The sequence below is a fragment of the Paraburkholderia tuberum STM678 genome, assembly GCF_902833905.1.
In the GTDB taxonomy this organism is placed as follows: Bacteria; Pseudomonadota; Gammaproteobacteria; order Burkholderiales; family Burkholderiaceae; genus Paraburkholderia; species Paraburkholderia tuberum.
Genome location: NZ_CADFGP010000030.1, coordinates 1 through 14106 on the forward strand (window position 1 = coordinate 1; position 14106 = coordinate 14106).

11 protein-coding genes and 1 pseudogene are annotated in these 14106 nt (G+C 65.2%); 1 reads left to right on the forward strand and 11 read right to left on the reverse strand.

From position 1 onward, the window contains the following. A pseudogene (locus HWY30_RS41800) lies at nucleotides 1-107 on the reverse strand (IS5/IS1182 family transposase); the annotation flags it as partial. A 103-nt stretch (nucleotides 108-210) separates the two neighbouring features. Between HWY30_RS41800 and HWY30_RS24140 the strand changes: the two are divergent. Next, a complete protein-coding gene (locus HWY30_RS24140) occupies nucleotides 211-1380 on the forward strand; it encodes an MFS transporter (RefSeq protein ID WP_244144979.1) in 1170 nt (389 codons plus the stop codon). 48 nt (nucleotides 1381-1428) lie between these two features. On the opposite strand, the gene HWY30_RS24145 is transcribed toward HWY30_RS24140, so the two are convergent. From HWY30_RS24145 to HWY30_RS24190, 10 genes are all read right to left on the reverse strand, one after another. Further along, nucleotides 1429-2523, reverse strand: a complete 1095-nt coding sequence (locus tag HWY30_RS24145; RefSeq protein WP_090806509.1) for an AI-2E family transporter — start codon at nucleotides 2521-2523, stop codon at nucleotides 1429-1431. A gap of 248 nt (nucleotides 2524-2771) precedes the next feature. Continuing rightward, complete coding sequence (locus tag HWY30_RS24150) at nucleotides 2772-2954, reverse strand: CsbD family protein (RefSeq protein WP_018425391.1); 183 nt, start codon at nucleotides 2952-2954, stop codon at nucleotides 2772-2774. Between the two features lie 179 nt (nucleotides 2955-3133). Further along, a complete protein-coding gene (locus HWY30_RS24155; protein WP_244144980.1) occupies nucleotides 3134-4411 on the reverse strand; it encodes a hypothetical protein in 1278 nt (425 codons plus the stop codon). Then, a complete protein-coding gene (locus HWY30_RS24160; protein WP_090806513.1) occupies nucleotides 4411-6054 on the reverse strand; it encodes a hypothetical protein in 1644 nt (547 codons plus the stop codon). Before HWY30_RS24160 ends, HWY30_RS24155 begins: the two co-directional genes overlap by 1 nt. 300 nt (nucleotides 6055-6354) lie before the next feature. Continuing rightward, nucleotides 6355-7518 (reverse strand): enoyl-CoA hydratase/isomerase family protein, encoded by a 1164-nt coding sequence (locus HWY30_RS24165; protein ID WP_090806517.1) that lies wholly within the window; start codon nucleotides 7516-7518, stop codon nucleotides 6355-6357. After that, nucleotides 7515-8315: an enoyl-CoA hydratase gene (locus tag HWY30_RS24170; protein WP_090806519.1), complete on the reverse strand. Its 801-nt coding sequence runs from the start codon at nucleotides 8313-8315 to the stop codon at nucleotides 7515-7517. The genes HWY30_RS24165 and HWY30_RS24170 overlap by 4 nt, the downstream gene beginning before the upstream one ends. Further along, the gene (gene mmsB, locus HWY30_RS24175; RefSeq protein ID WP_090806521.1) at nucleotides 8312-9229 is read right to left on the reverse strand and encodes a 3-hydroxyisobutyrate dehydrogenase; all 918 of its coding nucleotides are present in this window, start codon (nucleotides 9227-9229) and stop codon (nucleotides 8312-8314) included. The genes HWY30_RS24170 and mmsB overlap by 4 nt, the downstream gene beginning before the upstream one ends. Nucleotides 9230-9260: 31 nt before the next feature. Continuing rightward, complete coding sequence (locus HWY30_RS24180) at nucleotides 9261-10802, reverse strand: CoA-acylating methylmalonate-semialdehyde dehydrogenase (RefSeq protein WP_090806523.1); 1542 nt, start codon at nucleotides 10800-10802, stop codon at nucleotides 9261-9263. Nucleotides 10803-10919: 117 nt separating this feature from the next. Beyond that, nucleotides 10920-12611 (reverse strand): AMP-binding protein, encoded by a 1692-nt coding sequence (locus HWY30_RS24185; RefSeq protein WP_090806524.1) that lies wholly within the window; start codon nucleotides 12609-12611, stop codon nucleotides 10920-10922. Nucleotides 12612-12757: 146 nt separating this feature from the next. Beyond that, a complete protein-coding gene (locus HWY30_RS24190) occupies nucleotides 12758-13891 on the reverse strand; it encodes an acyl-CoA dehydrogenase family protein (protein WP_090810138.1) in 1134 nt (377 codons plus the stop codon). Nucleotides 13892-14106: the final 215 nt, after the last annotated feature.

A 14106-nucleotide genomic window follows, 5' to 3' on the forward strand; every position in this document is an offset into this window, starting at 1 on the left:
ATGATCGAATTCATCGTGTCGAGAAACTCGTCGCGACGCGTGCGTTTGCGTCGGGTCTCGAATCCTGAACCTTGATCTGCGGCCATCGCGAGCGTTTGTTGCTTCATCGTGTTTTGCGTTTGTCGTTTCCTGTGCGCTCTATAACGCTTGAGGCGCACAATCGGTGGACTTAATCAGCGTTGCCTTAACTCCTTCCCAAGTTAATGTTTAATGGTTCCCGGACCAGCGCCGGCCGCGTTCGCGACGGCCGTATCCGCGTATTCGTGGTGCTCGGGGCTCTCGGGCCTATTCGCGGCGACCTATATCGACCGCTTCGACCGGCGCCGTCTGCTGCTCACCATTTACGCGCTGTTCGCGCTGTCGAACCTCGCGTGCGCGCTCGCGTCGAGCTTCGCGCTGCTGCTCGCCGCGCGTGCGTTCGCGGGCATCACGGGCGGCGTGCTCGGCTCCGTGATCATGGCGATCGTCGGCGACGTGATCCCGCTGCAACGGCGCGGCGCCGCGACCGGCACGATCATGACCGCGTTCTCGCTCGCGGCGATCGCCGGCGTGCCGGCCGGCGTGATGCTCGGCGCGCAGTTCGGCTGGGCGGCGCCGTTCTTCCTGCTGGTCGCGTTGTCGCTGCTGGTGTGGTTGGCGGCCTCGCAACAGGTGCCGTCGCTGGCCGCGCATCTGAGCCGCCGGCAGCCGCCGCTCGCGGAAGTACTGCCCGAGCTGTGGCGCCTGCTGAGCAACCGAAGCCATCTGAACGCGTTCGCGCTGACGTTCATGATGATGATCGCGCACATGCTGGTGATCCCGTTCATTGCGCCGATGCTGGTCACCAATCACGGCGTCGCGCCGCGACAGCTGTCGTGGCTGTACATGGCCGGCGGTGCGGCGACCTTCTTCACGTCGCGCCTCGTCGGCAGATTCGCCGACCGCTTCGGCACGCAGCGCGTGTTTCGCTGCGCGGCGCTGCTGTCGTTCGTGCCGGTGCTGTTCATCACGCATCTGCCGAACCTGCCGTTCTACGCGCTCGTGCTGTTCTTCCCGTGCTTCCTCGTGTTGATGAACGGCCGCATGGTGCCGATGCAGGCACTGCTGACCACGGTCCCCGAGCCCGCGCGACGCGGTGCATTCCTGAGCGCGAACAGCGCGCTGCAGGCGCTCGGCACCGGCACTGGCGCGTGGCTCGGCGGCTTGATGCTGAGCACGTCGGCTGATGGCCGCATCGCCGGGTATGGAACCGTCGGCTGGGCGGCGGTGGCGGTCGCATGCGCGGCGGTGCTGTGGGTCTCGCGCGTGAAGGGCGTGCCGCGCGAAGTGGCGGCGGCCAGCGCCGCTGGCGCGACGATGCCTCGCGCCGGCATCGAAGCTAACATCGCTGGAGAAGGTTAGCGATGCCAGGCAGCGCGCGGTGTCGCTGCGCCAACTGCGAGCCGCGCGCTACGCCTCATCGTCGGTGCTGCCCGTCAGCGCGCGCCGCGCGGCCTCGCCCTGCCCGTGCGACGCCGAGTAAAACACGCGCGCCCGGCCGATCACGATTTTCAGCGTCGCGATCACGGGCACCGCGAGAAAAATCCCAGCGACGCCGCCCAGCTGATCGCCCGCGAGCAGTCCGACGATCACCAGAAACGGACTGACCTCGACGCCTTCGCTCATCAGATACGGATTGAGCACGTAGTCCTGGAACAGCCGGTACAGCCCGATAAAAATCACGAGCCACAACAGGTGCGGATAGCCGCTGAACACGGCGACCACGAGCGTGATCGCGACCGCGGCAAGCGGCCCCGCGAACGGCACGAATTCGAGCAGCCCCGCGCTGACCGCGAGCAGAAACGCGTACGGCACGCCGAGCAGCGAGAACACGACGCCGTAGCTAAATAGCGTGGCGAGCGACAGAAACAGCAGCGCGCGCACGTACTTCGACAGCAGCACGTTTAGATCGACGACGATCTCGTTCCACAGCACGCGATGCCGGCTGTTCAGCAAACCCAGAAACGCGTCGCGCATCCGTTCGCCGTCCTTGATCAGCAGGAAGCTCAGGATTGGAATCAGCACCAGGTAGATCAGGTTGCTCGCCGCGTGGACGACACCGAGCCCGAGGCTGCGCGCCAACGGCACGGCGTTGTCCGAGCCGGTCTCGATCTGGCTGCGCACGAAATCGACGATCCGCTCGCGCAGCGGTTCGAGAAAATGCGGCAGCGGAAAACGGTTCGGCACATCGGTGCGCAGCAGCGCGGGCAGTTGCGTGAAGAGGCGCGTCGCCTGATCCTGCAATTCCACGCCGAACAGTGAGCCAACCACCGCGAGCAGCGCGACCACGACGACGAACACGACCGCGATCGACACGACGCGCGGCATGCGGCGCGGCCTCACGCGTTCGACCAGCACCACCATCGGGTAGATCAGATAGCTGAAAAACACCGCGAACACGACGACGAGCACCGTCGTCGACGCGATATAGATGAGGAAAAATAGCAGCGCGAGCAGAGACGCGGTCCAGACTTTCCTGGCCGCGCCGACGTCGAATCCCAGCATGAAGCGTCCTCGAATGGGCGATGCGGCGCCGGCGCGACGAGTGCGCCGGCTGACTCTGGACCGTAACAGAAATTTACACGTTCCGGGTGTCGAACGCCGCGCCGCGAGGGCGCGACGCGGCGAACACCGGCAGCGTGCGAGGCGCTACGCACGCGGTGCGTCATTGCACGGCTTGCGTGCCTGACTTGATGCGCCCGAAACCGGGGGGCGGGATAAATGAAGCTGCGGATACGTGAAGTTTCGGCTCGCTAACTCTTCACACGCTCTCGTACCTCTTCGGTTTCTTCGCCGATTCTCGCCTGTATCCTGCCGGCTATTTTTTCGGCCGCTCCTTCGGCCTGTTTCGCGCGATTGCCGGTGACCTTGCCAATCGCTTCCTTGACCGAGCCCTTGAGCTCCTTCGCTGTACCTTCTACACGATTCCTGTCCATGGTGCCTTCCTGCTAGGTTTGACTGTGGAGTTGCCTGCTGGCGTTGCAACGAAACAGCCAACGTACGGCGCGACGCGCCTCGTTATGGCGCGGATCGCTTCGCCAGAGGCGATCCGCGTCGGAGCAACCTTAAAATTCCTAGCATCCGGCGTTCCCGATACCCAGTGCGCCGCGCATCGTCACCTCACCGTGACGGTGTCCTTCGCGGCGTCGTTGGCGGCATCCTTGCCGTGAGCCGGATCAGGATGATCATCTTTCGCGCCATGAAAGATATGCTTGAAAAGTTCCTTGTTCTTTTCGCCATTCAAGAGGTTTCGCAGCGCGGCTTCGTCATCGGCCGGCTTGAACGAAAGCACTCTCTTGCGGTAGCGCTCCCTGCGTTCATCGAGCATGTAACTCGCCGGTAGCGGCAGTTCGCGGCTGCCCACGTCGAGATCGATGCCTTCGAAGGTCAGCAGCCCCGCATCGTGATTGATGAAGCACGCGGGAGACTTGGTCCGGTCGATCACGTAGACGCACTGCTTCTGCAGATTGCCGGCGTCGGGCAGCTTGCCGCGGAAGATCTTGTCACGCAGGAACGTGCACATTTCTTCCCAGCACTCCTCGGTGGATTTTCCCGCCGCGCAGGACCGCAAAATTTCGGTCTTCAGAATGGCCTCTGGCACGGCATAGTAAATCGGATAACCGGCCCTCAGGTAAAGTTGCAGTTGCAACACTTCGTAACAGCGGCCCAACGCATGGATCGACGGCACGAGCAAAGACCGTTCATCCGACTCGTCGCCTTCGGTGGGTCCGGTCGCCGTCTGACTGCGGATCGACGGATGTTCCGGCAGCCCGGAATTCTCCGGTTCCGGCTGTCCGCCGCCCCACAGGATCAGATCGCGAAACAGGATCATCGGCAGGAACGAATGGACGATCAGATCCGTCGACGCCCTGCGTTTGGCGCGCTCGTTCGCATCGGCTTCCACCGGCAGCGTGGGATGCCACTTGCGCGACGAGCGCACGATATCGCCGATCGCCTTCGCCACGCAGATGCCGTTTGGTAGCCCGCCCCCCTCCTCGTCGGCCCAGGTCTGCACCAGGTCCCACGGCTCGCCAATCGGCACGCCGAGAAAGTAAAGACCGAGCGACACCGCCGTCAGCAACTCGACGTAGAACTGATTCGCCTGATATGGCGCCGCAGGAATGCCCCGCATCAACTGCGAATCGGCGAGCAGCTTCTTGCCCGATCCGACCTTGCACAGCGCGCCGGCGCAGTGCTTGAGCCGGTCGACGAGACCGCGCACGTCGCGACCGGCAAGCGGCGACTGCCCGCCGACCAGGTGGTGTCTGACCATCAGCGAGATCGGCGTCGTAAAGTTCGAGCGGTCCGTGTTTTTCGTCGGCACCACGATGGACATCACCAGGTCGCTGATGATCTCCAGGTCGGCCAGCATCGCATCGATGGAAGTAGTCATCACTCGACCTCCGCTGCTATCTCTTCGATCGACGGATCGTATTGGCCGTCGATGGTCGCCGTCTGCCCCGGCTCGGACGTGGCGATGATCGCCACGGCATCCCGGATCAATCCCTTGCAGCGCGCGGCCAACACTCGCTTGCGAATTCCCGATGGCGCGTCTCCTTCGTTCGCCCATTCCTTGAATCCGAGTCTTTCGAGTACGTGATCCTCGTTCTGTCCGAAGGTGGCCGCGCCGTCCGCGGGTATGGCCTGATGGGCATCGGTCAGGCAGGTGCAGATGTACTCCTCGACGGTCGGGCCACGCGCCGCCAGCGTTTGAATTTCACGCTTGGCCCAGCGGGCGAGCGATACCGAGATCTCATCCATGTCGTGCGTCAGGTTGCGCACCTTGACGTCCTTGCCGCGATCGTCGCCGAGAATCTGATAGACGGTCCGGTCGACCACATGCAGCCACAGCGAAGTCTGCGCAATGCGGATCTTGTGTTCGCACACGACGTCTTTCGAGTCGGCCTCGAGCGCGCGCCGTACGTGCCACAGCACGACGTAATGCCATACGAGTCCAATGAACTTGCCGAAGAAGAGTGCCTTGTCCTGCATCGAGCCGTCGTCGAACTCGGGATATTCGAGAGGCGTCACCAGCGTCATCTTCGTGCGCGCGCCTTCCTTCAAGGTCCGATAGAGCGTCGCCGCGGGGCTGCTGCGATAGCCGTCCCAGGACTCGCGCGCCCACCATTGCTTGTCGATATCGAAGAAACGATAGATCGAAAAAATGCCTTTTTCAGACTCCTGAACGTTCGCCGCGCCGCCGTGAGCCTGGTGCGCCGCGCCCGGCTGCAAGCGCTTCCTCTCCTCTGCGCGGGACTGGTCGTGGTTCGGGTCGCGATAGGCGTCGTAAATCACGCGAAGACCATAGCGGGTTCCCATCGCGTTATCGATGCTGGCCACCTTGTCGCTGAGTTCCTTGCGGATGGTCTCGAGCACCGCTTCCTGCTCGTCGACGAGCTTGCGTTGCTGCTCGAGCGCGCAATAGTGTTCGGCGGCCACGTAAATGGCGGCGAGCGCCAATGCGAGTACGACCGCATCGGTATAGCCCTCCCATATCTCTCCGCCGAACAGCAATACCGCCGGGACGTAGCAGAACACCGGAATGCACCAGCGCGACGCGAACCAGCTTCGCAGGATGCCGACTACACCCTTCGAGCGGGAGTCGAGGTCGGGAGCGGCCTCGCCTTCCTCTTCCGCGATACGCTTCTTCTCCTCGAACTCGCGTTCCGCGATGGTCCGCGCCCGTTCTTCTTCTCCACGGCAAATGTGGACATAGAACACGAGGAACGTGAAGGCCGTGACCAGCAACGCAAGCAGCCAGCTCTCGCCCATGCTGGTTGCGCGATCCGCGTCGCTGACTTCCTTCATCACCGCGGCGATCTTTTTAACGCACTCGATGCCGGGAGGAAAGCAATCCGCATCCGGCACGCGATGCGAAAAGGTCACCACCCAGTAGATACCGCTGCCCACCAGAACCGCAATGCCGCCTAGCGCGGTGAGAACGAGCTTTTTTGCATGAGGGCCCTGCTCGAGGTGGGAAGCGGGTTTGTCGCCGAAGGGTTTGGAGCGGCGATTCTCATCTGACGGCTTTTCCATACGCATTGCCTCCTGATCGATCAAGAGCACGGGAATGCGGGAAGCGGTGACGTATAAACGCACCGTAGGTCGGACGAGCGCCGTGATGAGGGCTGCGAGCAGGCTTTGCCGGTCGGGACGGGGCTGAACTATCTATCTAAGATTGCGCCCGGAAAGATGTCAATTGGCGCGCGTAGTCTGTGTCCGCCAGACCACAATTGGCACCGGCGGCTGATGGGCGGGACATGCCAAGCAGACCTAAGGGCGGGCGCGGGTGCGCCGGGCCGAGCGCCCCGCGCGGCATGCGATACGCCGCGCAAGTCAGTCGCCATGCTCCGCGCCCAGCGCCGCCAGTGGATGCGCGTCGCCATGCCACGGCGAACTCAGGAAATGCCGCACGCGCTCGGGTTGCACATCGGCGAGCGTCGCCGGTGACCAGCGCGGCCGACGGTCCTTGTCGATCAGTTGCGCGCGCACGCCCTCGCGGAAATCGCCTTCCTCGATCGAGCGCTTCACGATGCCGAGCTCCATCCGGAAGCAATCGGCAAGCGTCATCTGCCGGCCGCGCAGCAGCGCTTCGCGCGTCACCTGCAGCATCGTCGGCGAATGGGCGGTCAGTGCGTCGTAGGTCGCTTGCAGCCATTGCCGCACCTCGCGCGGCGGTTCGCGTTCGAGATCCTGACGCAGCGTCGCGACGATGCGCTCGACGCCCGAACGCCGGTCGAAGTGGCGCAGGATCAGTTGCGTCAGCGCCCCGAGCGGCGCGTGCGGCACGATATTGCACGGCGGCTCGAACACGGCGCGCAGCGCGTCGATGCGCTCGCCGTCGTGCGACATGCGCTGCAAACGTTCCTCGAAGCTCGCGAGCCAGTCGGCCGGCACGCACAGGTCGGCCAGTTGCAGGCGCATCGCGTCGGCGCCCGCTAGTGTCGCGCCGGTCAGCCCGACATACAGCGCAAGCTCGGCCGGCATCACGCTCAGAAAGCGGCTCGCGCCGACGTCGGGCACGAAGCCGATGCGCGTCTCCGGCATCGCGATGCGGCTGCGTTCGGTCACGATGCGCAGCCGCGCCGCCTGGCCGAGGCCCATGCCGCCGCCCATCGCGATGCCGTCGAGCAGCGCGACCACCGGCTTCGGAAACGTGTGCAACGCGTAATCGAGCCGGTATTCGTCGACGAAGAACGCGAGCCAGCGTGGGTCGCCCTGCGTCGCGAGCCGATGTACCTCACGCACGTCGCCGCCCGCGCAAAAGCCCTTGTCGCCAGCGCCCTTCAGCACCAGCGCGACGATCCCGGCATCGGTGCGGCAATGCTCGACCAGCACCGCGAGTTCGCGCACCATCGCGTGCGACAGCGCGTTGAGCGCGGCAGGCCGGTTCAGCGTGATGATCGCCACGCGGTTGACGACGCGAAACAGCACGTCGGGTTCGGCTTGCGGGTTCGTCGCGGCGCGCATTTCGACCGCAAAGCCGCGCAAAGTGCTCATCGCTGCGTCTCCCGCGATGCACGGCTCGTCTGCCAGCGCGGCGCGCGTTTTTCGAGGAACGCGTTGACGCCCTCGCGCTGATCGACGCCATCGAACAGATCGACGAAGCGCTCGCGTTCAAGCGCGAGCGCGGCGGCCCGCGGCACGCCATGCCGCGCCTGATGGATCAGCTCCTTGCTGAAGCTGACCGCCTGCGGGCTCAAACCGGTGACGCGCTGCGCCATGTTCAACGCGGCTTCACGCACGGCGCCGCGCTCCACCACTTCTTCGACGAGACCGATGCTGAGCGCGGTCGCCGCATCGACGCGCTCGCCGGTCAGCATCATCCGCTTGGCCCAGCCTTCGCCGACGAGCCACGGCAGCGTCTGCGTGCCGCAGCCGCATGGCAGCAGACCGACCGCCGTCTCGGGGAGCGCCAGCACCGCATGCTGCTCGGCGATGCGGATATCGCAGGCGAGCGCGCATTCGAGACCGCCGCCCATCGCAAAGCCGTTGAGCGCCGCGATGACGACGGGCCGCGCGTTCTGCAGCGATTCGAAGGCCGCGCCGAAACGCGCGGCCGCGGTGCGCGCGACTTCGCGATTGCCGTCGGCGAACGTGTTCAGATCGGCGCCCGCGCTGAAAAACTTCGGACCGTCGCCGGTGATCACGAGCGCGCGCACGCGCGCATCGGCGTTCAACTGCGCGACGGTGCGTTGCAATTGCAGCAGACCGTCGGGCGTGAAAGCGTTCGCGGGGGGCCGTTTCAACGTGATCAAAGCAACGGCGCCGTCATGTGCGTAATCGAGGTCGATCATTGCGTGCCTCCCTGGCCGTTACCGCCGCGCTCACGCGAGCGATACAGCTTGATCACCGCCGAAAAGTCCAGGCGCCCCGCGCCGTTCGCGCTCATCGTTTGATAAAGCTGCTGCGCGAGCGCGCCGAGATAGACCGGTTGACGCACGCCGCGCGCGGCATCGGTGGCGAGGCCGAGATCTTTCAGCATCAGGTCGGTGCCGAAGCCGCCGGTATAGCCGCGCGAGGACGGCGCGGTCTCGATCACGCCCGGCATCGGGTTATACGTGTCCGAACTCCAGCAGCGCCCGGTCGACGTATTGATGATGCTACCGAGCACCTTCGTGTCGATACCGAGCGCCTCGCCGAGCGACATCGCCTCGGCGACGCCCGCCATCGAGATGCCGAGCACGAGGTTGTTGCAGATCTTCGCGACCTGGCCCGTGCCGGTGTCGCCGCAATGCACGATGTTTTTTCCCATCGCCGACAACACTGGCTTGACCTGCTCGTACGCGCTCGCACTGCCGCCGACCATGAAGGTCAGCGTGGCCGCCGCCGCGCCGCCCGTGCCGCCCGAGACTGGTGCGTCGACGAAGCTGTTGCCATGAGCCGCGGCGAGTTCGGCAAACGCTTTCACGCTGGCGGGATCGATCGTGCTCGAATCGATGATCGGCACGCCCGGCGCGATGCCGGCGAGAACGCCATCGTCCGCGACGAGCACGCTGCGCACGTGAGCCGCGGCGGGCAGCATCGTGATCACGCATTCGACGTCGCTCGCGGCGGCTTGCGGTGAGCGAACCGGCTGCGCGCCCGCGTCGACGAGCGTGCGCACAGCTTGCGCACTGAGGTCGAACACGTTGAGCGCGTGGCCCGCCTTCAGCAGGTTCAGCGCCATCGGCGCGCCCATATTGCCGAGTCCGATAAAGCCTATTTTCATGGTGTCGTCTCCGGGTGTGCCCTCAGTGCCTTCAACGCAGGCGGATCGTCGTGTTGACGCCATCGTTGACGGTGTCGTCGTCGAACCAGCGCGCGGTGACCGTCTTGGTCTGCGTGTAAAACTGCACGACCTGCTTGCCGTAGGGACCGAGATCGCCAAGCTTCGAGCCGCGCGAACCGGTGAAGCTGAAAAACGGCACCGGCACCGGGATCGGAATGTTGATGCCGACCTGGCCGATATCGATCTCGCTCTGGAACTTGCGCGCCGCCGCGCCGCTTTGGGTGAAGAGGCCGACGCCGTTGCCGAACGGGTTCGCGTTGACGAGCGCGATCGCATCGTCGAGCGTCGCCACGTTCAGCACCGCGAGCACCGGCCCGAAAATTTCGGTGCGGTAGATTTCCATGTCGGCCGTCACTTCGGTGAACACCGTCGGGCCGATGAAGTTGCCCTGCTCGTAGCCGTGCACGTTCACATCGCGGCCGTCGAGCACGAGCGTCGCGCCCTCTTTCACGCCCGCGTCGATCAGACCGAGAATGCGCTGCTTCGCGGCGCGCGACACGACCGGCCCGACATCGGTGCCCGGCTCGTGACCCGCGTTGACCTTCAGCGTCTTCGCCTTCGCGACGAGTTCGGGCAGCCACTCGCGCGCGGCACCGACCAGCACCGCCACCGAACTCGCCATGCAGCGCTGACCGGCCGCGCCGAACGCGGCGCCGGCGAGCGCGTTGAGGGTCTGTTCGCGATTCGCGTCGGGCAGCACGACCGCGTGGTTCTTCGCGCCCATCATCGACTGCACTCGCTTGCCGTGTTCGCTGCCGAGGCGATACACGTGCGTGCCGACCGCCGTCGAGCCGACGAACGAAATCGCCTTCACCAGTTCATGCGTGCACAGCGCATCGACGACTTCCTTGCCGCCGTGCACGACGTTCAGCACGCCCTTCGGCACGCCGGCTTCGAGCGCCAGTTCGACGAGCTGCATCGTCGACAGCGGGTCCTGCTCGGATGGCTTCAACACGAAGGTATTGCCGCACACGAGCGCCATCGGGAACATCCACAGCGGGATCATCGCGGGGAAATTGAACGGCGTGATGCCGACGCATACGCCGAGCGGCTGGCGCAGCGTGTAAGTGTCCACACCACCGGCGACGTTCTCGGCGAACTCCCCCTGCTGCAACGTGCCGATCGAACACGCGTGCTCGACGACTTCCAGACCGCGGAAGATGTCGCCCTCGGCATCGGGAATCGTCTTGCCCTGCTCGGCCGACAGCGTCTTCGCGATGCGCGGCATATGCTCGCGAATCAGCGCCTGGTACTTCAGCATGATGCGCATGCGCGCGCCGATCGGCGTGTCCTTCCACGTTTTGAACGCGGCGTGCGCGCTGCGCACCGCCGCGTCGACCTCCGCGACGGTCGCGAACGGCACGCGCGCGAGGACCGCCTGCGTGGCCGGGTTCACGATGTCGCGCCACTCGGTCGTCTTCGATTCGACGAACTCGCCGTTGATCAGCAGTTTGACGGCGGCCACGGCGCCGGCAACGTCGCGGCCGGTCTCGTTCGAAGCAAGGGTGCTCATGCTGAAACTCCTGTGATTTAGAAAACAGTGCCCCACCGCGTCGAATCCGAAGCTCGAATTCAACGCGTGCGATTCAAACCGGGGCGGCAAACCAGCAATGGCGAGGAATAAAGACAGTCACCGCAAGTCGGGAAAATCCTCTTCCCAATACTCGTCCGGCAGACGCGCGGGCTCGGCTGCGCGCTCCATTTCGCGGCGCCGCAATTCGACGCGGCGGATCTTGCCGGAGATCGTCTTCGGCAGTTCACTGAATTGCAGACGGCGAATCCGCTTGTACGGCGCGAGTTTTTCACGCGAGAACGCGAACACCGCGCGCGCGAGTTCGGGACCGGCTTCGTAGCCGTGACGCACGGTGACGAACGCCTTCGGCACCGCCAGACGCAACGCGTCCGCGCTCGGCACGACGGCCGCCTCGCCGATCGCCTCGTGTTCGATCAGCACGCTTTCGAGTTCGAACGGACTCAGGCGATAGTCGGACGACTTGAACACGTCGTCCGAGCGGCCGACGTACACGTAGTAGCCGTCGTCGCGACGCAGCGCGACATCCGAGGTGCGATAGAGGCCGTTGCGCATCGACTGCGCGGTCGCGTTGGCGTTGTTCGCGTAACCCGTCATCAGGCCGAGCGGCCTTTCGGCAAGCGGCAGCGCGATTTCGCCTTCGCCGACCGGTTGGTCGTCGGCGTCGAGCAGTTCGACCCGGTAGCCCGGCAACGGACGCCCCATCGAGCCGGCCACGACCGGCTGGCCCGGCGAATTGCCGATCTGGCAGGTCGTTTCGGTCTGGCCGTAGCCATCGCGAATCGTAATGCCCCACGCGTGCCTGACGCGCTCGATGACCTCCGGATTCAGCGGCTCGCCGGCGCCGACGATTTCGCGCAGCTTCACCGGATAGTCGCCGAGCGGCTCCTGCACGAGCATGCGCCAGACGGTCGGCGGCGCGCACAGCGTGGTGACGTTGAAGCGCACGAGCGCGGCGAGTGTGTCTTTCGGCACGAAGCGCGAGACGTTGAACACGAACACGCAGGCCTGCGCGTTCCACGGCGCGAAGAAGCAGCTCCACGCGTGCTTGGCCCAGCCCGGCGAGCTGATGTTCCAATGGATGTCGCCGGGTTGCAGGCCGATCCAGTACATCGTCGACAGATGCCCGACCGGATAGCTCTGGTGCGTATGCTCGACCAGCTTCGGCTTCGAGGTGGTGCCGGACGTGAAGTACAGCAACAGCGGATCGCTGGCGTGGGTGACACCGTCCGGCGTGAAATGCGGCGAAGCCTCGTACGCGGCGGCAACATCGATCCAGCCGTCGCGCGGCGCACCGACCGACAGGCGGGTGAGCGGCACGTCGAGCGCATCGAATTTGCCCAGCTCCGCGCTGTCGACCACGACGAACTTCGCGCCGCCGATCTGCACGCGGTCGCGCACGTCCTCGGCGGATAGCTGCGTGGTGGCGGGCAGCACGATCGCGCCGAGCTTCATCGCGGCGAGCATGACGTCCCATAGCTCGACGCGGTTCGGCAGCATCAGCAGCACACGGTCGCCGCGGCCGACGCCCGCGCCGCGCAGAAAGTTCGCCATCCGCGACGAGCGCTCCGACATCTGCGCGTACGACAGACGCAGGCCGTCGCTGGAAGGATCGTCGACGATCCACAGCGCGGGGTTGTCGTTGTCATGCGCGATCGCATCGAAGTAGTCGAGCGCCCAGTTGAACTCGCCGAGCGCGGGCCACGCGAATTCGCGGTACGCGCGCTCGTAGTCGGTGCGATGGCGCACTAGCAGATCGCGCGCTTCGAGAAAGGCTTTCGCTGCTGTCATCGTCGTCTCCTGTCGACCAGAGTTAGCGCTTTAGCGCTTACTTCGGTCTCATGCAACGTAGTGGCGCGGGGCGCGCTCGGTTATTTTCGCCGCGGTGATCCAGGCGAGCATCCACGGCCAGGCTATTGTGCGCTCAAACGCCGCCCTCAAACATGGCGCGCGATCACCATCCGCTGCACTTCGCTCGTCCCTTCGTAAATCTGCGTGATCCGTGCATCCCGATAGTGGCGTTCGACCGCATAGTCCTCCAGATAGCCGTAGCCGCCATGAATCTGGATCGCGTTCGAACAGATCTCCTCCGCAAGCTCCGACGCGAAAAGCTTCGCCTGCGACGCCTCCGACAGACACGGCCGCCCCGCCGAGCGCAGCCGTGCCGCGTGATGTACGAGCAGGCGCGCGGCATTCAGGCGCGTCGCCATGTCGGCAAGCATGTTCGCGATCGTCTGGTGGTCTTTCAGCGGCTTGCCGAACTGTTCGCGCTCGTTCGCGTAGCGGCGCGCGGCGTCGAACGCGGCGCGCGCAATGCCGACTGCCTGCGCGGCGATGCCGATGCGTCCGCCTTCGAGATTCGACAGCGCGATGCGCAGACCCTCGCCCGGCTCGCCGAGCAGATTGGCCTCGGGCACCGCGCACTGATCGAGCGAGATCGGACAGGTGTCGGACGCGCGAATGCCGAGCTTGCGCTCCGGCCGGCCGACGTCGAAACCCGGCGTCGAGGTCGGCACGATGAAGGCGGACAGGCCGCGCTTACCGCGCTCGGGATCGGTGACCGCGAACACGATTGCGAGACCGGCACGCGCGCCGTTGGTCACGAACTGCTTGCTGCCGTTCAGAATCCACTGCCCGTCGCGCCGCTCAGCGCGGGTGCGCAGATTGTTCGCCTCGGAGCCCGCCTGCGGCTCGGTCAGGCAAAACGCGCCGATCGTCCGACCGATGGCGAGCTCGCGCAGATAGCGGTCTTTCTGCGCGGCGCTGCCGAAGTTCAGGATCGGCGCGCAGCCGACCGAGTTGTGCACGCTCATCAGCGTCGCGCAGGCGGCGCAACCGGCCGCGATCTCTTCCAGCGCGAGCGCATAGGCGACGTAATCGGTGTAGGAGCCGCCCCACTCGGCCGGCACCATCATGCCCAGAAAGCCGAGTTCGCCCAGCTGCGCGACGACCCCCGCCGGCAGTTGCGCGTCGCGATCCCATTGCGCCGCGTGCGGCGCGAGGCATTCGGTCGCGAAGTCGCGCGCGGCGTCGCGGATCATCCGTTGTTCGTCGGTGTAGAAGCTGTCCATGACTGCGTCCTCGTTGGTGCTGACGGCCGTGCTGGCGATCGCTGTGATGCGGCAAGTGTAGGCAAGCGGCCCGCGCCGTTCGATGCTCGCTCCGCTCATTCTTGCTGAGCGCTTTTGCCATACTGCTACCATGCACGTGCATGGAGCCTCGCCATTTCAGGGGGCTTCATGAACCACGACCCAGCCTATGCTGAGCGCTTTTGCCAGAAAAGCCG